The organism is Chryseobacterium sp. MYb7 (genome assembly GCF_002979455.1).
Classification (GTDB): Bacteria; Bacteroidota; Bacteroidia; order Flavobacteriales; family Weeksellaceae; genus Chryseobacterium.
The window spans coordinates 1-26,603 of record NZ_PCOU01000013.1 but is presented as its reverse complement, the minus strand read 5'-3'; the positions used below and the strand labels follow the sequence as shown (position 1 = coordinate 26,603).

Here is a 26,603-nt window from a genome sequence, read left to right as displayed (position 1 = left end):
ATGAAAAAATTACTATTTACAGTTGTATTGGCGTTGCCAACAATTTATTTCGCACAGGAAACACAAAAAGACAAAAAGTGTGATTTACCCGCAAACTATCAAGAACCTGCACCGGATAAGAAAATCCAATCTTTTTTGAAAAAAGTAGACGCAACTATTTCTGACCTTAGAAAACACGTTGCAATAGATAATGACTGCAACGAAAGTGACATTGTTTTCTTGCGCATTTCAGAACAGAAAGGAAACGGACTTTATGATTTGTGTGTAAAAGGTAAAAATCTCAAGTATAAGCGCATGGGGAGCGTGTTCATGAAGGCAAACGAAAACCCTTTTGATGTTGCAAAATGATATCGGAGTTTCAAAGAGGTTGCATTCCTCCATTTGAATACAAGATATATAGTATCTGGGATGATATGTTTTCATCCCTGACTCTATTCCTGTTAATTATCTTGTACATAGGCTTTACTTATTACACTTTGCTAGGTTTAAAATTTATTACCAAAAGACTGAAAAATATTTTAACAAAGAAAAAGCTAAATAGTAAAAACTAAAAATAATGCGACACGTTTTGTCGCTTTGACAATATATATTTGCATTATTAAACAAAATATGGCTTCCCGTATTAAGTGATTTGATGATTTTTATATCTTTGTCGCCTAGAAAACTAAATAACTTTTAAATTTAACACATATAATGAAAAACAAATTTATTGCGAGGTTACTCTCTTTGGTAACTATTATGGTCTTGTTATATTCCTGTAGGAATGAACTGTCGACAGAGCAAGAAACTTACAATAACAGTGGTCAATTTAGACCAACATCCAAAACAATTCGTTTAGAACAAAGTAAACACAAACTAGTTCTTAAAACTGAATTACAAAAGGCTCAAAACAATCTAACAGAAATTAAAACCAATGTATCAGGCAAAGCAGTTGATTATGCTAATGGGATCTCTATTGACACAGACAATGTGACGTATATTGAATATGGGACTAATTTTCATACTTACACATTTAATCTGGTAAGAGAAAACTCACCTGAAAGTGCACCTTTAGAAAATCTGGTGTTATCTAACTTGCCAGATGGTAGTTATAAAGAACTTTTGGTAACGTATAATTTTACACCGCAGGAAAAACAAGATCTGCTTTCAGGAAAAGGAGTGAAAACGGCAGGAAAAGCCACTGCTATTGAACTTGCAAAAGGAACATATGGTGGGATAGTTTCTAATAGAAGTATGGGAGGAGCAGAATCATGTTCTTATAAAACTGTAGATATGTATTTCTCTTGCTATACAGGAGAGCATCACCAAGGTAATGAAAGTAGTTGGGGAGAGTGCAATTGGCAAAATAAAGGAGGTTATGCAGCTCAACACATCACAATGGTAGCATTAGTTTGTACAGCAGATACAAGCCTAGGAATTGATGGCTCACCAGGAGGTGGTGATATGGGGCCTACTACAGGCTTAGGAGGTGGTACGGATACTCCGACAATTCCAACTCTTAGTACATTCTTTTTTTACGTTAAAAGACTTCCAGTAGATTTGAAATCTGTTCTTTATGATACAGCCAATACTGAATTTTATGATGGCTTAAAAAAGTTTTATGATTTTAATAGCAGCCAGTTATCTCAAGATTTAATCAAATGGGCTTTACAATTCAAACAAAATAATGCAATTACTTGGGGAGACTTTCAACCAATGCTAACTTATGCATATAATTTTTTGGAACAGAATCCAGATACTGTAAATCCTGAGCAAATTTTTAATAGAATAATAGACTTAGATAATGCTGTGAAACAGAATCCCAATTTATTGTTAGATATAAATTGTGCACAATTAAGCCAATTAGATGATTGGTCATCAGTTGCTAATCATTCTGCTCCGCAGTCAGTAAAAGATAAAATACAAAATATTAAAAACCAAACAAGCTATTATGATAACTGGAAAATTACAGATTTAGATGATGCTCTTGGGGCAAGACTGAATATGGATTTGTTTCCTGTGAAAATTTCTAGCATGCCAAATAAACCGGGAACGACTCAAAAATATACTCCCGAAGAGTTTTTCCAATTTTTCAGAAAGAATATTAATCTATTTGCAGAAAAGTTCACACCAATCGTTGATAATTATTATGGAATTAATGATAAAGCTTTATGGAACTCATCAAATCCTTTAGGTGCCTTAATTCATATAAAAATTCCAGCAGATGATGGAACAGTTGTTTGTTCGGGCTTTTCTTCAAATACGTGGATTTTTTCAACAGTGAAAGCTCCGCTTGATTGGTATCATGATGGCATACATCCTGTAGCTGGAAATAGAGCTTTTAGTTATTATACCAATCCAAATGATGGTTCTATTACAATTTATACTAGAGGTGTTGATAGAGTTTCTCGTAACTATTCTGATAAAGAAGCAATTTTAAATCACTTAATAGAATATGCTGCCTTTAGTGGTGCAGATAATTTGTGGGAAGACATGCAAGAAAAATTAAAAAAACATGTAGAAGATAATGGCGGACAAGCAAGCATAGTAACTCCTGTAAAATACAGACCGAAATATAGCAAGATTAAAGATTATGTTAAAGGTAAATTACCCATTAGTTCATTGGGTTGTAATTAATATTATATGTTAAAGCAATTTAAATTTTTCATTATTAATATTTTAAAACTTATAGGAATTACATATATATCTATAGGACTGAAGAATATTTTACAATTTTCACTAGGAACTATATTTAATGCTGAGCATGATGCAAAAGCCTACAAATTAATTAACTTAGATATGAGGTCTACTTTCTATACGAAGTTGGATCTAATAAAGGTGATGTTGATTTATGATTTTATGATATTTATGCTTATTGCTTACATATGGATTTTCCTACTTTTATATATTTTTGTTAAAACTGTAGGCAATAAAATATGGCTTCATATTACTTATGCAATAATAGTGTACTTAATTACGATTTTAGTTTTTGATAATTTCAGTCCAAATATTTTATTTATTTTGGTCACTATACTTTTAGGTTTCATAAATTGGTGGCTTTTTAAAAAGTTGATTAAATAGGGCTTTTATTATGAATAAAAATTTAATTATTATAACATTCTTTTTGTGTCAATTATACTTTTGTCAAACTGAAAAAAAAGACTGCCCTAATGAAGTATCTTATTTTGCATATAGTCTTGATGATTGGTATGTTCCTATTAAATATGAGATTATAGGAGACTTTATAGATTTAAAAATCAGGAAAAAAGATAAAGATGAATTATTTATTAGATTTAAAATCATTAAAACTTTGAGTTGTGATTTTATTGATGTTAGTAATTGTAAATTAAAATATAAAGTTTTAACATACGATGAAGAAACTAATTCTTACGAACAAAGAATATCCGAAATAGAATTCAATTTTTCTGACGGGAAAGGTAAGATTTATATTCAACATCCTAATTTCCCTTTAATTACTAGTGATGCGACGTCAATAGATAAAGCTCAATAAATGAAAAAAAATAATCTTATTACTACCACTTTTATTTTTAGTATAGCTGTAAAGCTACAAAAGCAAATTCAATAATAGAGATTATATATTGAATATCCTTCTAATTAGATATGATTATCAAATATTTGACAAACAATTCTTACTGGTACTTGAGGATAAATAAAATGATTGGTTCTACCACAGGCAGGTAAAGCCAATCATTTTTATTTTATAGCCAATTCAAAAATTTGGCTATGTGTGTTAATTTCGAAAAATTGTAACTAATTCAAATAAATATATGCCGTTCTCTCTTTCCATTTAGAGTGACTGTCGTCAATTATATTAAGATTCGACAAATGTGTTATATGATTATTCCACACAACATCATTTTCATTTTCTAAGAATTTTTGTAAAAATGTTTCAATATGTTGGGGCTGTATATCATACTCTGGATTAAAGTCTAACTCCAAGCAGTTTCCAAACACATTATACACCTCCCCCATCACAGAACCGTCTTTCTTGTCAAACAACACAATTGTATAATCTGATTCTATGGTAAACCCTATCTCATTTTCAAAGTCTTGTACGGCTTTTTTATCTACAATATATTTTTGTCTCATATCTTTTATTTAGTATTTAGTAATGTTTCTGCTCCGGCGCAAGAGTTAGACACCCCAACTTTCTTTAGCTACTTTTGGCACAAATCCTGTAAATTCTTCAACATATCGCACCATAAGCTCACCTAAAACCGCTTCAAAATCAATAGTTGTACAAATGCTGTCGTGAATCGTAAAAAGTGGCATTTCTGGATAATATTTTGCAATCTTTTTAGTCACATAATCAATGATACAGTGAGATTCTATATTTTGAAGAAGTCTCGATAAGTTCTTATGATTATCTTCTTTTAATATCTCAAGGACTCTTATAAATTGAGGAAATTTCGCTCTTAACTTTTGGTAATAATATTCGTGTTCAGAATCTTCCTTTACATTCTTACAGAAAAGGGTTTTTATGAAAACGGATTTCATAAGTTCTCTTTCCGTATCAAATACAGTCCACTCTTTTCTTTTCAATTCTTTTATGAATACATTAGGAATGTAAAACTTACCTGTAAATGATTTTTGAGGTTCTAAAGCCAATGCTAAATTCTCATATAATGTACCCTCAAGCACCCATTTTTCAATTTGAAAAAATTCCTCTGTAAACTCCTTACTAGAGTGGGTTTCTTTCAAAATCGGCAACATAAAGGTACATAGTCTAATTCCATATACCTTTCTACATAATCTATCTACATACCTACTCCTAGAACTAATCAGATTAGATATGAGATAGACTAGAAAATACGGTTGTGAATTTTTCAAATCAAATGCAACCAATTTTTTGCTGTCATACGTTACGAAAGGCTTAAATATTTTCTTGAAGTTCGTTAAGACTGTGTGCAATCTAAAATCACTTTTCTCATTTCTACTTGCAGTGAAAACTTTATGATGAAGTTTTGAAATGTGATTAATCCAATGCATTCGTTTACAGGCAACTTTTTCAGGTTCAATACCATAAATTCTATAATCTCCACTTACATAAGTGTAGTTTTCATTGATATAATCATCAATAAAACTCAACGCACCGTCAAAATCTATCTCCAATTTATCATTAAACCATTTTAAAAGGTGATTATTTTCTTTATAAATATCAGAATCCTCAATCGACTTCTCAACAATTACGCTATCGGATTCTAATCTTTTCATTTCAACTTTTTCAAGTTCAGGTACTTTTTCAAAGGACATTAAAATAAAATCTGTGAAGCAATATTTGTTTGAATGATGTCCAGCAGAATGATTTACAGCCAAGAAAATAACATCCATTTCAACAAGCCATCTTAAATACTCTTCATAATTGGAGATAATACCTTTTAAAATCGCAGCATTTAAGGGTACGGGAGCGTTAGCTGACGGTTTGTTTTTAAAAGTATTTTGCCCTTTGATAATGGTTATAATAATATAGTAGAAAAACTCTACTCTGCATTTATATTTGAATTTTGGAGGATAAGCCTTGACCATTGCATCAACATAATTTTTGATAGACGAGGGTATCAAGCCTATATTTTTTAGTCTAGCTCTAACTTGTAGAGCTTTTTTTGATTTCTTTGTTTTAGTTTTCTTTTTCATAAAAATAATTTACTCCCCAAGTCTAATGAAATGAGGAAAGGTTAATAATTGACTTCAAGCAAAAGCAACAACCGGCACAGGCGTTGCCAATGCTTAAAATCTTCCAATAAAATTTTTAGGTGTTTATTTTCAGTAAGACAGAAGAATCCTACTTTAGAGGTAAATTAATTCGTACGTACAAGACAGTCTACAATTTCAGACATTTTAAAGTAGGTTTGCGCTCCGAGCATATATTCTGGAATACCAGCCGACTTTCTCATTCTCCAAAATGTTGTATCACTCACCCCTAAGAACTCTTGCGCTTCTTTGATTGATAAAAGTTCAGGTAGCATTCTTTCCTCCATAGCCTTAATTTTAGCCGTCAAATCAGCCGTTTTTTCAGCTAAAATCCTTTCAATGATAGATTGTAGTATTTTATCATTTGACACGCCAGAATCGCCTGAAAATGATTCAAAATATAATACGCATAGTTTATCCAGATTCTCAATTTCTTGTTTGTATTGAGATATAAAATGATCAACAACCTCTTTTTGGATTGGGTTAAGGTTTTCAAGTGATGATAAAATCTCACCGATACTAATAAAATGTAGTTTTATTTCATAGGCAACTTGTCGTTTTGTGGTTAAATCGTTAATAGTTAGTAAATAATCTCTCAATTCTTGTCTGAAGCCATGTGACAAATCCGAAAATATAGGCATGATCGCATTATAAAACATCCCGAAGTCAAAAATTGGAAGTATCTTATCATAATTGACAAAGTACATATGAAAGGGATTATTCCCGTCATATTCTTCTTCCGAGATTTCCATTTCTTCTTTACAGTCAAAAAATGTCATTTTTAAGCTCGTTTTGGGGTGTAAAAATCCAATATTTCCGAACCTGCACACAAACCTGTCAATTGAGAGTAAATCGTGCTTTAAAAGCGGGTTTTCTAATAGTTTATTCATATTGTTAAATTATATTAATTAAAAAAATAACTGGCTAATGCGTGTGATTGCTGATTATCCACCTTTCCAATGTATCTTAAAAACATACTTTCAGATTTGTGTGCAGTCGCCACCATTAATAAAGGGGTTGGAATTTTACCATAATTATTACTTGCAAAACTTCTTCTTCCAATATGGCTTGTAATAAGCTCATGTTTGGGATAGTTTGCAAAGACTTTTCGTCTATTTTTTTCAATGCCACCGTAGCACATTTCAGTAATCCCAGCATCTTTACAAACTGTTTTCACCAATTTATTGTACTTGTCTTCATCATATTTCGGAGGAAATCTAAAACCTCTTTTATTGAGTATCTCCAATATCTTTGGGTGAACAGGTAAATGTAAGATATGCCCAGTTTTATCTTGAATAAAGTTCAAGAAATAACCCTCTTGCTCATTTTCAAGCTCTTCTTTAGTAAGCATTTCTACGTTAAATCTCATGAAATCCGATATGCGTTGACCACTGAAAACTGAGATTAGCAACCAATCGCGGACATTGTCTAAGTCCACATCTTCAAAAACATGATTTTCAATTGCTTTTAATTCCGCCGGAGTTAAAATTTGAAAGATTGTTTTTTCTTCTTTTGATTTAACTAGCTTAATTTGGGAATGTAGTTTAATTCCGTTTCTTTCGGCTTGATAAGCAATGATACGTAGTAGCCTTAGATTAGTTGAAGTATAATTAACAGAATACCCCATTACTTCATAGCAGTACTTATCAAATTCAAGTTTGAATTTCAAATTAATTTCGCTGAATTTTAAAGTCTTCTTTTTGCTATGCTTCAAAAATTCCTTAATAATCCTTTTCAAACAGTTAACTTTAATAGTGTAACCTTTGGAGATTTCATGCTTCTTTTGCTCAATAAATACAGGACAGAATGACACAAAATCATCTGGAACGGTATTTTCTACTACAACAGGAGGATTAATTACGGTTTTCAACCATTCTGTATTAAATTCTACTTCTTCAGCTTCCTTAAAGGCTTTATCAATCTTTTTAGCCAAGTCTTGAAGCCTTTCATTCACTTCTTTACTTTCAAGAAATAAAGCCCTTGTTTTACCGTCTCTTTTCTCAACCAATTTACCTTTTTGCTCAACGAAAAATCTCTCTTTCATCATTCCGTTTTCATCATCCCAACGGGAAGCAATACAGGTTTCTTTGGTTGCTACTTTTAGGTCGAACGCTCGACCATTGCTTACACGCACATAAATAGGCGTAATTACTTCGCCAGACTTGTGTCTGACAAAAAATTTTGTCTTTAACATAAATTATTTGGATTAAATGTTAGTATTACCCCAAGCTTTTTGAGGAGTGCAAAGATACGAAAATTTCCACAATCGGACAAATTGTCACATGTTAAAATTTGGTTAAATAAATTGTGTTTCATATATTACGAGCCAATTCTAAAAAAATTACAGCCAGATTTGTTCCGACATCTTTCCGACATTTAAGAAATTCAATGAGGGAATTTGCAATTTTGAACCGTAAATACGAAATGTAACAAAATAGAAAACCCCTGAAACAAGCCGTTATTACACGAAACTCGTTTCAAGGGTTTTCATTTGATTTCAAGCGCACCAGTATCTTCGATGCCGCCTCTGGTGTATTATGAAATATCCTTGAAGAATTATTTCTCAGCAATACTTTTCATCCAGGTATAGATATCCTGATCAGAAGGAATATTCAGTCTTTTTCTCATCCTGTTTTTTCGGGTTTGTACAGATTGTGGTTGTACAAAAGTATAAGCAGCAATATCTTTAGTAGAAAAATTCAGAAATAATAAGGCACAGAACTTCAATTCACTTCTCTGTAACTCTGGTTCTATTCTCAGTAATTTTGGAAAAAATGTGGGATAAACTTCTTCGAAGCGGGTATAAAATTCAGAATCATTATTTTTAGCTAATTGTATGATTTCTTCAAAAGCAAGATTCAACCTTTGATTTAATACTTTAGATTCCTTTTCTTTTATTTCCAAAATTTCATTTTTTTTACGTATTCTGAAGAGAATGAACAAAAAAGAACCTATCACAAATACAATTCCTATAAGAATACCGAACCATAAAAAGTTATTTCTACTCTTTAAAATTTTTTGCTTTTCTTCAATAAGAAGTCCTACTGTAGTCTCTAAATTCTCTGATTCTACGATCTTTAAACTATCGTTAAGGATGTTATATTTGGACAAATACTCATCACGGGCATCCATTCTCCCAGCTTTTTCATAGGTTTGAGAGATCAAATTGTATAATTCTGACATGTTTTTGACAGCCTTTGACTTCCCTGCAAGTTCTATAGCTTTTTGATAATCTGCAATTGCCGAATCATATTCTTTTCTTACATCATGAATTTGCCCTGAGATTTTAAATGTCTGATATTCACGATTGCCTAATCTTACTGGCATAGCCTGTGCAGACTTTAAATACAATTCTGTAGAATCTATTTTATTTTCTGAAAACTTTACTTCCGCCAGATTTAATAGTGTTATTTTTAAATTGGTTCCAAAAATTGAATTCAGCTTTTTCTGGGTTTTCAATTCCTCTATGGCCTTTTTATCGTAATAAGTAGCAGAGTCATGCCTACCCTTTTTATAATAATTTTTGCCCATACTAATGAGTGTCAGGCTCTTGATATAACTTCTGTTGGAATCTATTTTTACATTTTTAACCAGTATTAAATTTTTCCTGAGCTTTTTCAATGCTTCATCATACATTTTGATGCCATAATAGTTGTTGCTGTACAATATATTCATTGCAATCTCCTGGTCATCTTCGTGTGTATTTTTAAGCTCAGATTCCATTAATTTTAAGTACTGATTACTTTTGTTATAACTATCCTTCAAATTATAACCGGTAGCTAAGTTATAATAGGCGACAGCTTTACCTCTTGGATAATCAACAGATTTGGAATCTTCCAAAATAGAAAGGCTCAACCTGATATAGGCATCTGTTTCTCCCTTACAAATAAGGGTTTCCGCCTTTTTCAATTTAAGGTCAATACCCTGTTGAGTTATTTTTTGCTGGGAAAGAAGAAATAAAGGGAAAAAGAAAATAAAAAATCTCACCATATATTGAATTATTTTTCATATGTATGCACTCACTGCTATACATACTGTTTTAAACTAAAAAATTAAATAAAATTAATCATAAACCATCAGATTATAATAACCAAACATCTACTTGCCTATTTTTAAATAAATTGATTATCAAATACATAAAAAACAACAATCCATTAACATACATAGCATTTAAGCCAAAATTCATTCCAAAATTCATCCAATAAATTAGAAGTTTGTCGATGAAAATTGTGATATAAAGCAAAAAAACCTTGAAAGAAATCGCTTGACACGAAGTTCATTTCAAGGTTTCCAGAATAATTTTCAAACGAAGATTTATCGTTTAAAATTGTAAAAAAATCTAATTATTGAATATCGACTACATACATTGTTCCTTTGTCTACTTTACCTGTTTTAGGTAAAATCTTCGCTTTCGGGTTTCCGTTTCCATCATCCACTATGCCAAAGTCATCATCATTGAAAACAGCCAGTTTATTATTTCCTAAATAAACAATTCCTTCAAATTTATCGTGTTCATAACCCAGTTTTGCAACCAGATCTACGGCTAATGTTTTGGTAACAGCCTTTATTCCTGCATTGGTAATTTCATCCCATGAACACTGTTCTAATGCTTTTCCATTAATTTTCATTCCGTCAACAGCTGTGATATCAGCTCCATTTACATCTGTAGCATTGCTCAGATTGATTCTGTACACTTTCTTGATACCACCCTGAGAACCAAAATTTCCGTCTCTTTCGATTACTAAGAATTCATTATTACTTAGTGCAGTAATATCACAAACTGAGTCAGAAGCTCCACCATCCTGTTTGTACAAAAATTGTTTGGTCTGCCCTGTAATAATATCAAATGTCACAATTCTCGTTAAAGTAGTATTGGTTGCCAAAGCTTTGCTTGGAACAAGCATCATCGACTGGATTGTTCCCACCAGCGTTCTTCCATCAGGAGTAATGCAAAGTCCTTCCATTCCTCTGTTGGCTCTTCTTTTCGCCAAAACAGCAGGTAATTTTCTTGGTCCTGTATTTACGCCAATCGGGCTTATTCTCTCCATTTCTACTCCATCTGCACTGTAATGCACAATGTGCGGACCATATTCATCAGAAACCCAGAATGTACCGTCAGCAGCGGCAACAATACTTTCGCTGTCTAGACCATAGTTATCAGTGCCTAAAACATTTCCGGAAGCATCATAAGCAATTTCTCCGGTACTACCCATTCCGATAGGGTTTGGAAGTCCTGTAATAGGCTGCCCGGATGGATTTTTAAGCTTAATATATTTGATTACTTCTACATTCCCTTCAGCATTGATTTTAAAATGCATAATGGTTGGAGTAAAGTTAGGAGCAAGGAATTTTTTTCCATTCTGAAAGTCAGTATTAGGCCCCCTGTCTGTAATGACATAAAACTCACCTTTTCTTGTAGGATGAGCAGCAGCTCCAGATCCAAAACCTCCGTTGATAACATCCACTCCATTTATCGTAGCTAATTTTGTAAACGGAAATTCCTGAGGGAGTTTGGAATAATTAATATCCTGGTTTATCATTGTGGTATCATCATCACTTTTACATGAAGCCAATACTGCCAGTACTCCAACAGACCATAGTAATTTTTTCATATGCTATTTTATGGCTGCGAATGTATCAATTGATTGTAAACTGATCTTGAATGTAATAATAATTGTTTCTTAACAATAAAACCAGAGTACCAATGAAAATCCGGAAAGGAAGCTGCAAGAAGTGTATATTCTATAGATAAATATGGCTGGATTCCTACGGAATGAAAAACTGTATGGGAAAGCCATCATTGTAATTGTGTCATTCCGAAGGAATCTAAGCAAATTTTATTGTATAAAAAATTGATAGAATGATGTAATTCTATTGATCTTAAGCCAAAATAATCATCACCCATTATTTGAAGGATAAATAAAATTGGTTTTTTCTTCTTTCATTTTAATCGGCCGGATTTCGATGGTTGCAGAAGGAACATATTCAAACTCTGGATTCTCTTTTGCAATTTCAATCGCCTCATCAATATTGTTAGCACGAATATGATAATATCCCACCTGAACTTCATTATGGGGATCTACAGGAACTTTGATCCAGCCACCAGTGTTTTTGGAAAGTATAAAGCCTTCACGAATGATGGGCTGTGCTGCAACAAGCAGGTTTTCATTTTTGAGCCGTTCAATATAGGACTCGCATTTTTTTATAAATGCCAGATGTTCATCTGCAGAAAGAGCCATTTTCGCATCCCCTGCATTGCGGATATAAAACATAAATTCTTTCATATTTTGTTTTTTTAATCCTCAAAAATAAAAAAAGAACACATCTTATGATATGTTCTTTTCTAAATATTCCTAAAGAATAAATTATTTCTTCTCTGTAGATCTTTGTAAAACCTCGTCTACCATTCCGTAGCCTTTAGCTTCTTCAGAAGTCATCCAGTAATCTCTGTCAGAAGATTTTTCTACCCACTCATATGTTTGTCCTGAGTGATGACCGATGATTTCATAAAGCTCCTGCTTCAATTTTAACATCTCTCTCAAGTTGATCTCCATATCAGAAGCAACCCCTTGAGCACCTCCTGAAGGCTGGTGAATCATCACTCTTGAATGCTTAAGTGCAGAACGTTTTCCTTTTTCTCCGGCAACCAATAATACAGCTCCCATTGAAGCAGCCATACCTGTACAGATTGTTGCTACATCCGGTTTGATAATCTGCATGGTGTCATAAATACCTAATCCGGCATATACACTACCACCAGGAGAGTTGATATAAATCTGAATATCTTTTGACGGATCTGCACTTTCTAAGAATAAAAGCTGAGCCGTAACGATATTTGCTACCTGATCATCAATACCTGTTCCAAGAAAGATAATTCTGTCCATCATCAGACGGGAGAAAACGTCCATTTGAGCAACGTTTAATCTTCTTTCTTCCATGATGTACGGAGTAAGATTCGTTGGGCCATACATTCCCATATACTGATCGGTAACCAAACCGTTGTTTCCTAAGTGCTTTACAGAGAAATCTCTGAATTCTTTTTTAATGTCCATATTTCTATTATGTATTATTTTTACAATATTCTCGAAGTTTAAATTACAATATTTATTCCTAAAATTTTATAGGACTTTTTGTCACAGAATACCAAAAAATCTGACTTTAAATTATCTCTTACGATCTACATAGATTCCTTTGATAGGCGAATATTCGATAATATTGCTCAATCGCATAGAAGCCTGCTTTAACAGCGTAATCTTTTTGATCAGCTCATAATATTTCATTTCATCCGTACTGCTGTACTGATCAAGCTCTTTGGCGGTTTCTTTGATTAAGTAATCAATATATCTGTATTTGTGTAAAAGAACATCTCCTTTGATCTGATCAGCCACTTTATCACCGTAATTGGGAGGATAAATATTTCTGGAAGCCCAGTTTTCAAGATCATCCAACGGAATTAAAGCATCTACAACCTTTGTCGTAATTTCTTCGTCCATAAAAGATACAAAAAAGTTTCCACTTCTAAGTTCATCCTTTTGAATACCTTCCCTCACCTGGCTGATAATGATCTCATTTTCTTTCACTAAAAATATATACTGTTCTTCTTCAAAATGATGAAGAATTTCTTCAATAACAGTGATATGATATTCTTCTCCCTGTTCATTTTTTCTTTTCAGAACAATATCCCCGAACATCAGCATATGATCTACAAGCTTGCTCTCCATAAACAACACATCATACAGGAAAGGATCTTCTTTCTCCTTATCCAAAGGAACAACTTCCATCTTTGGAGCTGCTGCTTTTTCCTTCTGCTGCTGCTGCTGAACATGATGCGTCTGATTCTGCGTAATCTGCTTCTGAACATCCAGTTCATTGAAAAGACTCTGCTCGGAAAGCCCGAATTTATTGGAAACTTCTTTAAGATAAACCTCTCTTTTCAGGGCATTCTGTACAAAGGAAACCGATTTTACAATATCCCTTATGGCTTCCGCCTTTTTAATAGGATCGTTTCCGATATCTTTTAGCAGAATTTCCGCTTTAAAGTCGATGAAATCCATCGCTTCATTTTCGATATATTTTTCAACATATTCCTGCGGATGTTTTCTGGCAAAGGAATCCGGGTCATCTCCATCAGGGAAAAGCAGAACACGAATGTTCATTCCTTCCGTTAAAAGCATATCGATACTTCGGAAACTAGCTTTGATACCGGCATTATCACCATCAAAAAGAATGGTTACGTTTTCCGTAAGCCTCTTAATCAGTTTAATCTGCTCTGTAGTCAGAGACGTTCCGGAACTTGCGACAACATTTTCAATCCCAGACATATGAAGTGAAATTACGTCCATATATCCTTCCACTAAAAGACAGCCATTCTTTCTTGAAATAGCCTGTTTACTTTGGTTTAATCCATAAAGAACATTGGATTTATGATAGATCTCTGTTTCAGGCGAATTGAGATATTTCGCTGTTTTGACATTATTCTTCAGAATCCTTGCTCCAAAACCTAAAACCCTGCCGGAAAAACTGTGAATCGGGAAAATTACCCTTTCTCTGAAACGGTCAACACCAGCCGGAGTATTTTCTGGGAAAATGGAAAGTCCGGATTTTTCAAGAATTTCTTTGGTGTATCCTTTTTCAAGTGCATAAGCTGTAAATGCGTTTTTCTTTTCCGGAGAATATCCCAGTTGGAATTTCTTAATAATATCATCCTTAAGCTCTCTTTCTTTGAAATAAGAAAGCCCTATACTTCTACCCTCATGATCATCCCACAGAATCTCCTGAAAATAGGTATTCGCAACCTCATGAATCTTATATAAAAGATCTTTTTCTGTCTGAGCATTTTTCGCTTCTTCAGAAATTTCACGGAGATCCTCTTCAATTTCAATCCCGTACTTTTTTGCGGCGTGGCGAAGTGCCTCAGGATAAGTAAAGTTCTCAATTTCCATCAGGAAAGAAATGGCTGTACCACCTTTTCCTGTTGAAAAGTCCTTCCATATCTGTTTGCTTGGTGAAACAACAAAACTTGGAGACTTTTCTTCATGAAACGGACTGAGTCCTTTATAGTTAGACCCTGCTCTTTTCAACTGCACGTATTCACCCACAATCTCTTCAACGCGAATCGTGGAGAATATCTTATCAATGGTCTGTTTGGAAATCATGCTGTAAAATTAAGTAATTTTATAGAAATTTTAGACACTAGAAGGTAGAGGTTAAATTTTTGATTATGCTAAGATTTTATTTATAAATCATATTCATTGATTATTTTTGAACAATGATTTATCTTATGAAGTATCTAAAAAAAATCTTGTTATTTATAATTATTGTTATCTTTTCATTTGTCTTATATGTAGAATTAGGTGGCAGATATATTTTAAATACAATTGATAAAAGATTAATTACATGGTCTGTTAGAAGCAGTAATAAACTACCAGAAAATTTCAATACCTTTTATAATATCGTTTATCCAAACTCGTTACTCCAAAATTCCTGGATTTTTCTAGGAAATGCTATCATAAATCAAAATTCTCAAAAAAAAGAATGTCCCTGTAATCAGATGGCTTCCAACATTTTTCCTAGATTAGGGTATCAAAATAAATCTTCTTTCGATCAATTTCTTATAGCCAGATATATTGAACATTCTTACAGCCAGAAAGATTGCCTGAATTTTAATTTCCGTAATTTTGACTTTTTAGAAAATAGAAAAGGGATTGAAAATGTTTCCAAATCATTATTTAATAAAGAAGTTAAAGATTTACAGCCAATGGAGATAGCTGAAATATTAGCTTTATACGAAAATCCAGTTAAAAACAATCGTTATAGAAGTTCTGAAAGAGCAAAAAACAGGACTGAACATTTTTATAATTTATATTCTAAAAATTTAAAGAGATAATGAATTACACTATACATACAATCGAAGACTGGCAGGAAGTTGTTGACAGCATCATTCCTCAATTACAACATAATATTCTTTTATTAAAAGGAAATCTGGGAGCAGGGAAAACGACATTTACTCAATTTTTGCTTAAAAATATGGGCAGCAAAGATGAAGTGAACTCTCCTACTTACTCCATTGTGAATGAATACAATACAGAAAAAGGGAAAGTCTATCATTTTGATCTTTACCGCTTAAAAAACATTGAAGAAGTCTATGATATCGGGATTGAAGAATACCTGGACAATTCTTTTTTATGCATTATTGAATGGCCGGAAGTGTATGAAGAAGAGCTTTATGGGCTTAACTACCACACAATGAGTATTGTGAATACGGGTGAAAACAGAGAAATTTCATTCGATTAAATATTATGTATCTTTGCTCATTAATTGAGTGTAAAAAACAATCTGTAAGACATAATTTAATTTAAGGATGAGTACAAATATTTTTACTCCTTTCACAGAAGAAGAATTAATGCCGAAAGAGGAAAAATTGGAGGTTATAAAGAAAGGAAAACAGTTCAGTATTGGAATTCCTAAAGAAACCTGTCTCAACGAGAGAAGAACCTGCATTACTCCCGATGCCGTGCAGGTATTGGTAGAGCATGGCCATGAGATCATTATTGAAGCAGGAGCCGGAGAAGGTTCATTCTTTACAGATTTACAATATTCCGAATCTGGAGCAAAGATCACAAATGATCCTAAAGAAGCTTTCGGGCAGGATCTTATTCTGAAGGTAAATCCTCCTACAGAAGATGAAATAGAGTATATGAAACCTAATACGTATCTGGTTTCAGCACTTCAGATCAATCTTAGAGACAAGGAATATTTCTTAAAGCTTGCAGAGAAAAAAATAAATGCCATCGCTTTTGAATTTATCGTTGATGAATACAAACAGCTGGCTTTGGTAAGACTAATTGGGGAAATTGCAGGAACCGTTTCTATTTTATACGCTTCGGAATTATTAGCCTTATCAAATGGGCTCATGCTTGGAGGGATTACAGGAGTAAGACCTGCAGAAGTAGTTGTCCTGGGTGCCGGTATTGTAGGTGAATTTGCTACAAAGGCAGCAATAGGTTTAGGAGCCAGCGTAAAGGTTTTTGATAATTCTTTATCCAAGCTGAGAAGACTTCATACCATTGTGGACAGCCGTGTACCGACTTCCATTATTGATCCTAAAGAACTCAGCAAAAGTTTAAGACGTGCTGATGTAGTGATCGGAGCACTTCCAAGACTGAATATGACGCCTATCGTTACAGAAGATATGGTCATGAAAATGAAAAAAGGCAGTGTGATTATTGATATCACCATAGATAATGGCAAAGTGATTGAAACCTCAGAACTCACTACCATGGAAGATCCTTATGTCATCAAACACGGTGTCATCCACTGCGGACTTCCGAACCTTACTTCAAGAATGCCAAGAACGACAACCAAGGCAATCTCTAATTTCTTCCTTTCCTATATTTTAAATTATGATGAAGAGGGCGGCTTTGAAAATATGCTGATCCGCAAAAACGAAATGAAACAGAGCTTATATATGTACAAAGGAAGACATACCAAGAAGATCATCTGCGACCGTTTCGGACTTACGTACCACGATATCAATCTTTTAATTTTCTAATGAAGAAACTGAAATTTTATGCAATAGGCTTCGTTCCGGGGCTTTTAATCGTATTTTTTATTTTAAACAAAAAAGGAGCAAGCTGCAGCGGTTATTTACCGAACAGCCGCGTGATTGCTGAAAGTCTTTCCAAAGAATTCAAATATTCTGAAGAGGCTAAAAATACAATGACAGCCTACAAGATTGATGAGAAATTTATAAAAGACAGCATCATTACCAACGGAAAAGTAGATTTTGACCGCAGCCATGCACAAAAGAAACCTTGCCCGGATTATGTTATCACCTACCCTGAAAAAAATCCGTCTTACGAGATCACTTTTGAAAAATGTGAAGAAATCGTAACGGTAAACGGTCTTAAGAAACTTAAATAGTTTTCAAAAAAAAGCTATGGAAGGCAATTACTACATGATTCATGATTATCTGATATTCATCGGAGTTTTTGCCATTTTCCTGTTTCTCACCACCAGCATTTATCTCTTCAGCCAGAATCAGAAGCTGAAACAGAGAAACACCAAATTATCAGAGACTAACAAGCTTATTGAACAGCGCCTGAATGAGGTTCGTCTGGAACATATCGGAACAAAGCTGAATCCGCATTTGTTTAAAAATATTCTTAATTCAGTGCAATCTCATGCCTATCAGACGTATATGTCTCTGGATAAACTGGCGAATGTACTTGATTATATTTTGTACGAAAGCAACAACAAATATGTAAGCCCGAAAGAAGAGCTCAATTTTGCTTTAAGCCTTATTGAGATCAATAAAATCAAGATCAATCCACTTTTTGACTTCAGAATCAAATCAAAGATTAATAAATCTGATGCATTGTATGAGGAAAAAGTATTTGCTCCGCTGATTTCTGTGGATCTTATAGAAAATGCATTCAAGCATACGGATTTCCTGGCTCAGGATTCTTTTATTTCTATTTATATGGAGCTTGAAAATGGGATTTTCACCATGAAAGTGAGCAATAAAGCTTCACTGAAAAACATTCTGGAAAAGGAGAAAAGCGGATTCGGAAGCCAGTCTTTTGACCAAAGGCTTAAAATGATCTATAGTACGTATTACCAGCTGGAAAGAAGTTCAAAAAACGGAATCTTTACGGCAGAATTAAAAATCAATTTAGGAGAATTCTATGATAAAATGCGTTATTCTGGATGATGAATTACTGGCCATCAGTTATCTAAAACTTCTATGTGAGCAGATTGACAATGTAGAAGTGGTAAAAGCCTTCAATGATCCTAAAGTTTTTCTGAACGAAATAGACAGTCTCGACTGCAATTTATGTATTCTGGATATTGAAATGCCCGGAATGACAGGCCTGCAGGTGGCTGAGATTATTTCAGGTTCCAAAAAAATCATCTTTACAACGGCTTATAAAGAATATGCTGCAGAAGCTTTCGATTTGAATGTGGTGGATTATGTAAGGAAACCCATCAAAAAAGAAAGACTGATCCAGGCCTTCGAAAAAGCTAAAGAACTGGTAGAAAATAACCCTAAAAAGACTTTTATCGAGTGGAATACCAATATTGGGAAAACGGTTATATTCACAGAACAGATTTCTTATATCAAAACCTCTGAGATCGACAGCAGGGATAAAGATATCATTCTCAGCGACGGAACTACGATCGTTTTAAAAAACCTGAATTTTAAAAACCTTCTGGAAATGCTTCCTGCAAAAGATTTTGCCCAGGTCAACAAAAAAGAGATCATTGCGCTTTCTTGCATTAAAGTATTTTCAACCAACGAAATTATTACCACCATTCCTTCGGAAGACAATACTTTTCTAAAGCTTCAGATTGGTGATGCCTATAAAAACTCTCTGATGGAGTTATTCGGAAAATAAGTCTTTTTCAAATCTTTCCGGTTTCGTTACAGAATATAAGCTCTTCATTACAACTCCCCCTTTTTCAGTATTCAATCCCTTTATTTTTGCATAGAATTAATTGATTTTATAATGAAAAATTGTTTCTATGCTGTAGGACTTCTCATATCCGGCTTGTGTTTCTCCCAGGAAACCTCTTCCAAATTGAAGGTTTCATTTTTGACGGAATTGCAGTAGCCGGATATGTAGATCATGGTGCTTACCTCAACTTTACAGGACCTAACATAAACCTTACTCACAAAAATGTAAAATTTATATTGGGAATGCTTCCTTCCCTGAGAATTAAAGAAGATCACTCTTCCGGAACTAAAAACAGCCCAATTATGCCAACACTGGGAGCTGGTCTCACAGTAGTATATAAAAAAATAGCCTTCCAGATTCCGGCTTACTATAATACCAAAACAGCAGATCAGAACGGCAGCTGGAAAATAGGATTTGGACTCGGCTATTCATTCAAATAGATTTTATTACATTTTTTAGAACATTCATTACATTTTAAAAAAAAGAGTATTTAACATAACTATATTCTTATCAACTTTGCATAAAATATTGGAATCATGAATTTGGGGAAATACAAAAATTTAATTTTCTACATTACTACCATCGCTGTTTTTTCGTGTCTGATGTATTATTTCATTATCGAAGGACAGACATTGGAAGTAAAAGAAAATATTGTTGCTAATACCAGCAGCGGCTCTACCTGGGAAAATTTCCTGGAATCATTCAAAACCAATCTTCACCATCCCCTTGCCTTACTATTGGCACAAATTGTCACCATTATTATGACGGCAAGACTTTTCGGATGGATTTGTATGAAAATAAAACAGCCTACGGTCATTGGAGAAATGATTGCAGGTATTGTGTTGGGACCATCATTAGTGGGAATGTACTTCCCTGAGTTTTCCGCTTTTCTTTTCCCAAAAGAATCATTAGGCAACCTTCAGTTTCTGAGTCAGATAGGTCTTATCTTGTTTATGTACATCGTAGGAATGGAGCTGGACCTGAGTGTATTAAGAAAAAAAGCTCATGATGCCGTGGTGATCAGCCATGCTAGTATTATTATTCCTTTCGCTTTGGGAATAGGACTCTCTTATTTTGTTTATCAGGAATTTGCACCGGAAGGCATTCAGTTTACTTCCTTCGCTTTATTCATAGCGATTTCTATGAGTATTACAGCCTTTCCGGTATTGGCGAGAATTGTACAGGAGAGAAACCTTCAGAAAACCAAGCTTGGAACCATTGTTATCACCTGTGCTGCAGCCGATGATATTACGGCATGGTGTATTCTTGCTGCTGTAATTGCTATTGTAAAAGCAGGCTCTTTCACAAGCTCTATCTATGTGATCATTATGGCTATTGCCTATGTATTTTTAATGATAAAAATTGTCAGACCATTCCTGAAAAGAATCGGAGACCTTCAGGCAGGGAAAAATACAATCAGCAAACCAATGGTTGCTATTTTCTTTCTGACTCTGATTTTATCGGCATATGCTACTGAGGTAATTGGTATTCACGCGTTATTCGGTGCCTTTATGGCGGGAGCTATTATGCCTGAGAATACAAAATTCCGTACGCTTTTTATTGATAAAGTAGAAGATGTGGCTTTGGTACTTTTACTTCCGTTGTTCTTTGTATTTACAGGACTTCGTACACAAATCGGGCTTCTGAATGACAGCCATTTATGGATGACAGCCGGATTTATTATTCTGACCGCTGTTCTCGGAAAGTTTGCGGGAAGTGCACTCACAGCCAGATTTGTAGGCATTAACTGGAAAGAAAGCTTAACGATCGGAGCTCTGATGAATACCAGAGGGCTTATGGAACTTATTGTTCTGAACATCGGATATGACCTTGGGGTTTTAAGTCCTGAAATCTTTGCAATGCTTGTGATCATGGCACTTTTCACCACCTTCATGACAGGTCCTGCCCTAGACTTCATTAATTTTATATTTAAATCTAAAAAAAATCAGGACGAACCCACTCACGAAAATGATTCCAAATACAGAGTTCTTCTCTCTTTTGATAAACCGGAATCCGGAAGTACTCTCTTAAAACTGGCCCACAATTTTACTCATAAAATGAACGGCAATAAAAGCATCACTGCGATGAACATTGCTCCGGTAGATGAAATGCATGCCTATGATATCAATGAATATGAAGACTCCCAGTTTCAGAACGTGATTGAAACTTCTCATGACCTTAATCTAGAGGTGACTACCCTATTCAAAGCCTCTACCGATATTGAAAGTGATCTTGCCAGCATTACCAATAAAGGACATTATGACCTACTCCTGATCATGCTTGGAAAATCCATGTATGAGGGAAGTTTATTAGGACGATTACTGGGTTTTACAACCAAAATTATCAATCCTGAAAAGCTTCTCAATACGGTAAAAGGCAAAGGAAATATATTCAACAATTCTCCTTTTGACGATTTCACCCTTCAGATTCTGGACAAAACCAATATTCCTGTGGGAATTTTGGTAGAAAAAGATTTTAAAGCGGCAGATAAAGTATTTGTTCCCATCTTTAATCTGAGTGATTTTTACCTTCTTGAATATGCTAAAAGGCTGATCAATAACAATAATTCTCAGATTATTATTCTGGATGCTGCCGGACAGATCCGAAATAATATTGAGGTGAAAGAATTGATCAGAAGTATAGAACAGGTTGCTCCTAATCATATTACGCTGTATAATGAGAAAAAGATTGAGAAAGAATTCCTGAACTCTCAGGATCTGATGCTGATCAGCAGCAAAAGCTGGAAAAATCTGATCGATACCAAAAGTCTCTGGCTTTCTGATATCCCATCTACATTAATAATTTCAAACCCATAGCCCAAAATAACACACCGATATTTCTATTTCTACTGAAAGCTATAAATATTATTCGTCGTCTGTAAAGAAAAAACGGGTATATTTATAGCTTCAATTTTTTGGGACATGCTGATTAACAGTGAAAATGGAGTTATAGACCTGGAAACCTTTACTACCAGACTGTACAAGGGAATGAAATTTGATCAGCTGAAACAGACTGATTTTTATAAAAAAATGTACCATAATATGTGGGATGTAAAAACCGGGTATTTTTGGTATTATTTTAAGAGTATAGAAATAGCAGGCTATCAGGTATCTTTCAGTTTGTGTTTTTTCGGAGATCATCTGGATATCATCCATATGAGCACCTGGGAAAAGACTGATGCAAAAGACTGGAATGATTGGACAGAAGAAAAAGAAATGAGAGTTTTCCACCGGAATAATACATTTCTCACCAGGATTCTGGAAATGCCGCCCACCCAAAAAAAGAAAATTCCTTACCCAAGCTGCACCTTCAAATTTCCCTGGGGAAATATATGGTCGGTATACGATCCGAGAAGTGCCAGCAGCCTGATGGGAATCAATTTTAATGAAGAGGAAAAAAACAAATAAAAAATAACTTTTAACCAAAGATTAAGATTTTAATATGTGCCGATACTCCATGATGGTTTACAAAGGTCATTATGCCTGTTTCAACTGCCAGAAAACATTCAAACGCCGCCATTTGAAAGATGTGGACCGGGACACCGGGGTCTCTGTGGAAGCCAAATGCCCGGAATGTGGAAATCTGATGGCCAATATGGGACTTGACTTTAAATCGCCACCTAAAAATGACGATAAACAATGGGCTCATATCCGTGATTTGTATACGGTTGGAATTACTTTTCATTCGTGTGGCTGCTCCGGCCCCGGATATATTCCTCAGGATCGCAAGGCTATTATCAACTATCTTGAAAAAATCCGTTCAGAATACATGCATGCACTGGTATTCTGGAGATACCGCACAGAACCTGAAAATAAAAAAGAACGCGAACTGGATTATCAAAAAAACAGCTCACACTTATGGGCAGTAAACCGCAATGCATTTAAAGAAACAGTAACCAATCAGGAAGGAATTAATTATTGGCTAAAAAGGATTAATGAAGTGGAAGAAAGACTGAATATTATAAAAGCTGATAAGAAATAATAGATGTCATTCTGCCAGTTTCAGAAGCTTTTTGAAACTCTCTGTTAAATTTTTCTCCTGTTCAGACAGATAATCAGCACTGATATTAAATCCACGTCCTGTAGTATTATTGATCATAATGATATTTCCATTTTCAAAGTAATTCCTGGTTGTGATAATCTCTGACTTATTGAAATCAAAGGCTTCCGTATCATTATTCTCTTTCATTGCTTTATTATCGTAGAAAAGTGGTCGGTTATACTTGTATTCTTTCTCGAGAACAAAAGATAATTGTCCATTCAGGAGATAATACTCTATCAATACCTGTCCCATTTCTCCATAATGTCTGGCGATCACTTTTTCCAGATTTTTATTGGTGTAATAAAATACAGCTTCACCTCCTTCTGCCGATTCACCTTCAATACTTCTTTTTTCAACGGAAGTCCATTTCGTGATTGAATTGATTCTTTTAAAATTAGCCTGAATAGGTTTCAAACGGTCTTTTAAATTTTCCACTTTGGTAGTATCCTTTTCATTGAATGCTTCTTTAATCTTTACCGCATCTTTCGCTTGAGTGGTGAAAAAAACAGAAGACTGTTCCGTAAATCCGTGAGCATTTCCGAAACATAAACCCATCAATACAATGAAAACTCCGGATAAAATATTTTTCATGGCTGTTTTTTATAGCTCTAAAAGTAATAATAAATCAATAATTTTTATTGTATTGTACATCATATTTTGAGCCAGCATAAAGATGGCCCATATTCCTACAGGGTAACACCATTGGAATGATAATCTTACCCACACAATTGTTATTACATTAAAAAAATATTGGAAAATTACACTTCTGGCAGACATCCCAACTGAAGACGTAATATTCCCCTCCCTTGGAGGGGTGGTGAAAATTCAAAGAATTTTTGACGGGGTGGTTTTCTCATATCGTAATTCTACTACAATTTTTAAAATTTAATCCCAAAAATTAATTTCAAATAGAGTTTTTTAATAGCTTTATCGGATAATTCACATTAGATGGAAATTGATTTCTTACAATATCAGGTACGAAATGGAGACACGCTGACCTCTATCGCTTCCCGGCTGGACATGACTGGCGAGGAGCTAAAGCTGTTTCATAATTTCCATTGTCAAAAAATGGATAAGGTCTGGTTTGAAAATCTTAATCAGGTCAAAAAGATCTTTGTCCCGACAGATTTTAAAACTAAAGAACAAAAAGAGCAGGAAAGAAAGAATAGTCTACCCAATCAACTATCCGATTCTTTTTTTGCTAAAATATATACTGTTGATGAAACTTTTGAAAGTCCGTTCGAATCTAATGTCAACATCAAATATGCCGTGGAACTCAATCTTCGCAAAGACAAAAATACAGGTCAATATATCCTGAATTATCTTCAGAAAGATTTCAAATCCAACGGAAATCCACCTGATGATAAGGTAAGCAGCCTTTCTATGGCATGTATGCAAAGCATTATGCCTCTTGAGTTTATTGTTAATGAACAAGGTAAAATAATCGGATTTGAAAACCATAAGAGAATTACGGATACTTTTTCCAAACAACGTAAAGAACTTGAAGAATTCTACGTAGGAGAGGTTTCTCAACATTATATGGATACGTTTGAAAAGAGCATCAACGACGAAATGTTTTTATTAAGGCAGTTTCAAAGTACACTCCTATTTCAGACCCTATTTCCCAAAATTGACTGGTTTCAAAAGAAAACAAAATGGAAAGAATCTTTCTATTTAGTACAGAATTCCTTTCCGGTACAATGCGAAATTACTATTGAACAGGAAAATATAGAGGAAGACTCTGTTTCGACCATTTTAAATGGTAAAATCATTGAATTGTGCACTTCGCAAGAGATCATGCGCGGTATTCAACTTAAAGAATCTGCACCTGAACCAGCATCAGGAAACATCGTATTAGAATACACCACTCATACCAAAAATAAGAATCTACTTCAGGCGAAAGCTTCGGTTTTACTGAATCATGAAGAAGAATTTATTCACCAACATCACATCAATATAACACAAGGATAATATGAAAAATTATGTCACACAAAAAGGCGATACATTCAGTTCGTTAGCCCGGCAGTTTAAGCTGAAAAATGAAGGCATTTTAAAAACCTATCATAATCTTCACTGCCCGCCGGAAGATGTTACGCAGGAACCCGTTCCCGGAAAAACCATTTTTATTCCGGAAGATCCACAACTCATGACTGATGAAACAGAACCTCAAAATATCACTGCCTTCTCTCAGGAAACACCTTCAGAGGATATAGCTTCTGGTGAAGAAAATTCAACGGAAGAGCTTCAACAAAACAGTGAACAAACATCTGAAAAAACTGAGCAACCATCCAATAAAGAGGAAAAGAAAGATACAAAAGAAGACAGTGGTTCCAGTCCTCATGAAGGAAAATATTTTATTGTACAGAAAGGAATAGTGCAGTGTAATCAGGGTTTTAAATTTCCAAAATTTAAAGTAACCAGCCACCAAAAGCATTACTGGAATGATGAAGAAGGAAATGCCGATTATCTGGCAGTAACGGAGGATGATCTTCAGCTGGATCCAGCAGCACAACCGTTTGGACAATGCAAACTAAAGCCTACTTCCAGCGGATATCTTCCCTGTGCCTATGCTCCTGCAGGAAAATGGCAGAAAACCTATGAGAAAGTAAAAGTCATGGAAAAAAGCTGTCTTACAGAGATCTCAGAACTGATGTGCAGCACAGGAGGGAAAATCACCATTCTCAAACATGGCCAGAAAAGTGAAACCAGCAAAAGTCAGGTTGGAAAAGCGAATACGCAGGAACAGCAAATCTACAATCCTGTTGTAGATTTTAATGAATTCAAGGAAGATACAAAAGGTACAGACGAACTTTATTACAGCTAAGCCATGACAGGAATTATTATCGGGAATCAAAATCCTATGGTAGGAAAAACCTATCCCTACGAAATACAACCTTCCGGCCTCTCATTCGGGTTGAAAGGAGAATATGAATGGCATCTTTATAAAAAACAAAAAAACGGAGCCTGGAAAGATATCACCAACCAACCCAAAACCGGTGAAAAAGTAACCTACAACTTTGGAGAAATAGCGCTGGGAATAGAATTTCAAATGAAAGTCTATGAAACTAAAAAGGGGATCTTACCCGGACTTCCTGAAACCAAAGAACTGGTTGGTACTTTTATACTGATTCCTACCAGTAACAAGGTTCCAAAAATAGATAAAGTCATCCTTTTCAACAGAGGAGCAAAGGATGTCAATAAAGCCAGCTATCGCGATACCCTTATTGCGCAGGCTCACTGCATTGCCATGTTCAATAAGGAAATAGAATTTCACCTTTGGGAAGATGATGCTCCAGGCAAAGGTCATGATCCGGTCATCAATAAAAACAACCGACACACCCGAAGCTACAAAGCTCTGGTGAATGCAAATGGGATAGCAGAGGTCAAAATACCACTGATGTCTGATGAAAAAAT

26 protein-coding genes are annotated in these 26,603 nt (G+C 34.4%); 16 read left to right on the top strand and 10 right to left on the bottom strand.

Annotated elements, in window-relative coordinates; translation table 11 throughout:
- The 3 genes from CQ046_RS11955 (at position 1) to CQ046_RS11940 (ending at position 3,490) form a co-directional block, all read left to right on the top strand.
- Positions 1 to 348 carry a hypothetical protein gene (locus CQ046_RS11955; protein WP_105702465.1) on the top strand — a complete coding sequence of 116 codons (348 nt, stop codon included), beginning with the start codon at positions 1 to 3 and terminating at the stop codon, positions 346 to 348.
- A 345-nt stretch (positions 349 to 693) separates the two neighbouring features.
- Entirely contained in the window at positions 694 to 2,616 is a 1,923-nt protein-coding gene (locus tag CQ046_RS11950; protein ID WP_123906613.1) for a hypothetical protein, read from the top strand.
- 454 nt (positions 2,617 to 3,070) lie between these two features.
- Positions 3,071 to 3,490, top strand: a complete 420-nt coding sequence (locus tag CQ046_RS11940) for a hypothetical protein (RefSeq protein WP_105702462.1) — start codon at positions 3,071 to 3,073, stop codon at positions 3,488 to 3,490.
- Between the two features lie 260 nt (positions 3,491 to 3,750).
- Here CQ046_RS11940 and CQ046_RS11935 read toward each other — a convergent pair whose 3' ends face one another.
- The 9 genes from CQ046_RS11935 to dnaG all read right to left on the bottom strand — a co-directional run bounded on the left by CQ046_RS11935 (position 3,751) and on the right by dnaG (position 14,846).
- Positions 3,751 to 4,089 (bottom strand): hypothetical protein, encoded by a 339-nt coding sequence (locus tag CQ046_RS11935; protein WP_105702461.1) that lies wholly within the window; start codon positions 4,087 to 4,089, stop codon positions 3,751 to 3,753.
- 45 nt (positions 4,090 to 4,134) lie between these two features.
- The gene (locus CQ046_RS11930; protein WP_105702460.1) at positions 4,135 to 5,634 is read right to left on the bottom strand and encodes a hypothetical protein; all 1,500 of its coding nucleotides are present in this window, start codon (positions 5,632 to 5,634) and stop codon (positions 4,135 to 4,137) included.
- 164 nt (positions 5,635 to 5,798) lie between these two features.
- Positions 5,799 to 6,581 (bottom strand): helix-turn-helix domain-containing protein, encoded by a 783-nt coding sequence (locus tag CQ046_RS11925; protein ID WP_105702459.1) that lies wholly within the window; start codon positions 6,579 to 6,581, stop codon positions 5,799 to 5,801.
- A 14-nt stretch (positions 6,582 to 6,595) separates the two neighbouring features.
- A complete protein-coding gene (locus CQ046_RS11920) occupies positions 6,596 to 7,885 on the bottom strand; it encodes a phage integrase SAM-like domain-containing protein (protein WP_105702458.1) in 1,290 nt (429 codons plus the stop codon).
- A gap of 362 nt (positions 7,886 to 8,247) precedes the next feature.
- Positions 8,248 to 9,681 carry a tetratricopeptide repeat protein gene (locus CQ046_RS11915; RefSeq protein WP_105702457.1) on the bottom strand — a complete coding sequence of 478 codons (1,434 nt, stop codon included), beginning with the start codon at positions 9,679 to 9,681 and terminating at the stop codon, positions 8,248 to 8,250.
- 353 nt (positions 9,682 to 10,034) lie between these two features.
- Positions 10,035 to 11,303, bottom strand: a complete 1,269-nt coding sequence (locus CQ046_RS11910; protein ID WP_105702456.1) for an esterase-like activity of phytase family protein — start codon at positions 11,301 to 11,303, stop codon at positions 10,035 to 10,037.
- Between the two features lie 285 nt (positions 11,304 to 11,588).
- Positions 11,589 to 11,975: a YciI family protein gene (locus CQ046_RS11905; protein WP_105702455.1), complete on the bottom strand. Its 387-nt coding sequence runs from the start codon at positions 11,973 to 11,975 to the stop codon at positions 11,589 to 11,591.
- 81 nt (positions 11,976 to 12,056) lie between these two features.
- On the bottom strand, positions 12,057 to 12,743 hold the full coding sequence (gene clpP, locus CQ046_RS11900) for an ATP-dependent Clp endopeptidase proteolytic subunit ClpP (RefSeq protein ID WP_027373257.1): 687 nt from the start codon (positions 12,741 to 12,743) through the stop codon (positions 12,057 to 12,059).
- Between the two features lie 111 nt (positions 12,744 to 12,854).
- Positions 12,855 to 14,846: a DNA primase gene (gene dnaG, locus CQ046_RS11895; protein ID WP_105702454.1), complete on the bottom strand. Its 1,992-nt coding sequence runs from the start codon at positions 14,844 to 14,846 to the stop codon at positions 12,855 to 12,857.
- Positions 14,847 to 14,971: 125 nt separating this feature from the next.
- Here dnaG and CQ046_RS11890 point away from each other — a divergent pair, with 125 nt between their 5' ends.
- The 10 genes from CQ046_RS11890 to CQ046_RS11845 all read left to right on the top strand — a co-directional run bounded on the left by CQ046_RS11890 (position 14,972) and on the right by CQ046_RS11845 (position 23,129).
- Positions 14,972 to 15,577, top strand: coding sequence for a transglycosylase domain-containing protein (locus CQ046_RS11890; protein ID WP_165790508.1), 606 nt, complete (start codon positions 14,972 to 14,974; stop codon positions 15,575 to 15,577).
- Positions 15,577 to 15,984: a tRNA (adenosine(37)-N6)-threonylcarbamoyltransferase complex ATPase subunit type 1 TsaE gene (gene tsaE, locus CQ046_RS11885; protein ID WP_105702452.1), complete on the top strand. Its 408-nt coding sequence runs from the start codon at positions 15,577 to 15,579 to the stop codon at positions 15,982 to 15,984. Before CQ046_RS11890 ends, tsaE begins: the two co-directional genes overlap by 1 nt.
- Before the next feature lie 67 nt (positions 15,985 to 16,051).
- On the top strand, positions 16,052 to 17,242 hold the full coding sequence (locus tag CQ046_RS11880; protein WP_105702451.1) for an alanine dehydrogenase: 1,191 nt from the start codon (positions 16,052 to 16,054) through the stop codon (positions 17,240 to 17,242).
- Complete coding sequence (locus CQ046_RS11875; RefSeq protein ID WP_105702450.1) at positions 17,242 to 17,613, top strand: DUF4258 domain-containing protein; 372 nt, start codon at positions 17,242 to 17,244, stop codon at positions 17,611 to 17,613. Before CQ046_RS11880 ends, CQ046_RS11875 begins: the two co-directional genes overlap by 1 nt.
- Positions 17,614 to 17,629: 16 nt before the next feature.
- On the top strand, positions 17,630 to 18,403 hold the full coding sequence (locus tag CQ046_RS11870) for a histidine kinase (protein ID WP_105702449.1): 774 nt from the start codon (positions 17,630 to 17,632) through the stop codon (positions 18,401 to 18,403).
- Positions 18,378 to 19,088: a LytR/AlgR family response regulator transcription factor gene (locus tag CQ046_RS11865; protein WP_105702448.1), complete on the top strand. Its 711-nt coding sequence runs from the start codon at positions 18,378 to 18,380 to the stop codon at positions 19,086 to 19,088. The genes CQ046_RS11870 and CQ046_RS11865 overlap by 26 nt, the downstream gene beginning before the upstream one ends.
- Positions 19,089 to 19,243: 155 nt before the next feature.
- A complete protein-coding gene (locus tag CQ046_RS11860) occupies positions 19,244 to 19,588 on the top strand; it encodes a hypothetical protein (protein WP_228406935.1) in 345 nt (114 codons plus the stop codon).
- Positions 19,589 to 19,684: 96 nt separating this feature from the next.
- Positions 19,685 to 21,964: a cation:proton antiporter gene (locus tag CQ046_RS11855; RefSeq protein ID WP_228406934.1), complete on the top strand. Its 2,280-nt coding sequence runs from the start codon at positions 19,685 to 19,687 to the stop codon at positions 21,962 to 21,964.
- 105 nt (positions 21,965 to 22,069) lie between these two features.
- Complete coding sequence (locus tag CQ046_RS11850; protein WP_105702447.1) at positions 22,070 to 22,555, top strand: hypothetical protein; 486 nt, start codon at positions 22,070 to 22,072, stop codon at positions 22,553 to 22,555.
- A 49-nt stretch (positions 22,556 to 22,604) separates the two neighbouring features.
- The gene (locus CQ046_RS11845) at positions 22,605 to 23,129 is read left to right on the top strand and encodes a hypothetical protein (protein WP_317047011.1); all 525 of its coding nucleotides are present in this window, start codon (positions 22,605 to 22,607) and stop codon (positions 23,127 to 23,129) included.
- A 6-nt stretch (positions 23,130 to 23,135) separates the two neighbouring features.
- Here the strand turns inward: CQ046_RS11845 and CQ046_RS11840 are convergent, their stop codons facing one another.
- Complete coding sequence (locus CQ046_RS11840) at positions 23,136 to 23,780, bottom strand: hypothetical protein (protein ID WP_105702445.1); 645 nt, start codon at positions 23,778 to 23,780, stop codon at positions 23,136 to 23,138.
- Positions 23,781 to 24,137: 357 nt separating this feature from the next.
- Here CQ046_RS11840 and CQ046_RS11835 point away from each other — a divergent pair, with 357 nt between their 5' ends.
- The 3 genes from CQ046_RS11835 to CQ046_RS11825 form a co-directional block, all read left to right on the top strand.
- Complete coding sequence (locus CQ046_RS11835) at positions 24,138 to 25,160, top strand: hypothetical protein (protein ID WP_105702444.1); 1,023 nt, start codon at positions 24,138 to 24,140, stop codon at positions 25,158 to 25,160.
- 1 nt (position 25,161) lies between these two features.
- A complete protein-coding gene (locus CQ046_RS11830; RefSeq protein ID WP_105702443.1) occupies positions 25,162 to 26,013 on the top strand; it encodes a PAAR-like protein in 852 nt (283 codons plus the stop codon).
- A gap of 3 nt (positions 26,014 to 26,016) precedes the next feature.
- Positions 26,017 to 26,603, top strand: a 587-nt coding sequence (locus CQ046_RS11825; RefSeq protein WP_133166629.1) for a hypothetical protein, incomplete at its 3' end; no start/stop codon positions are given.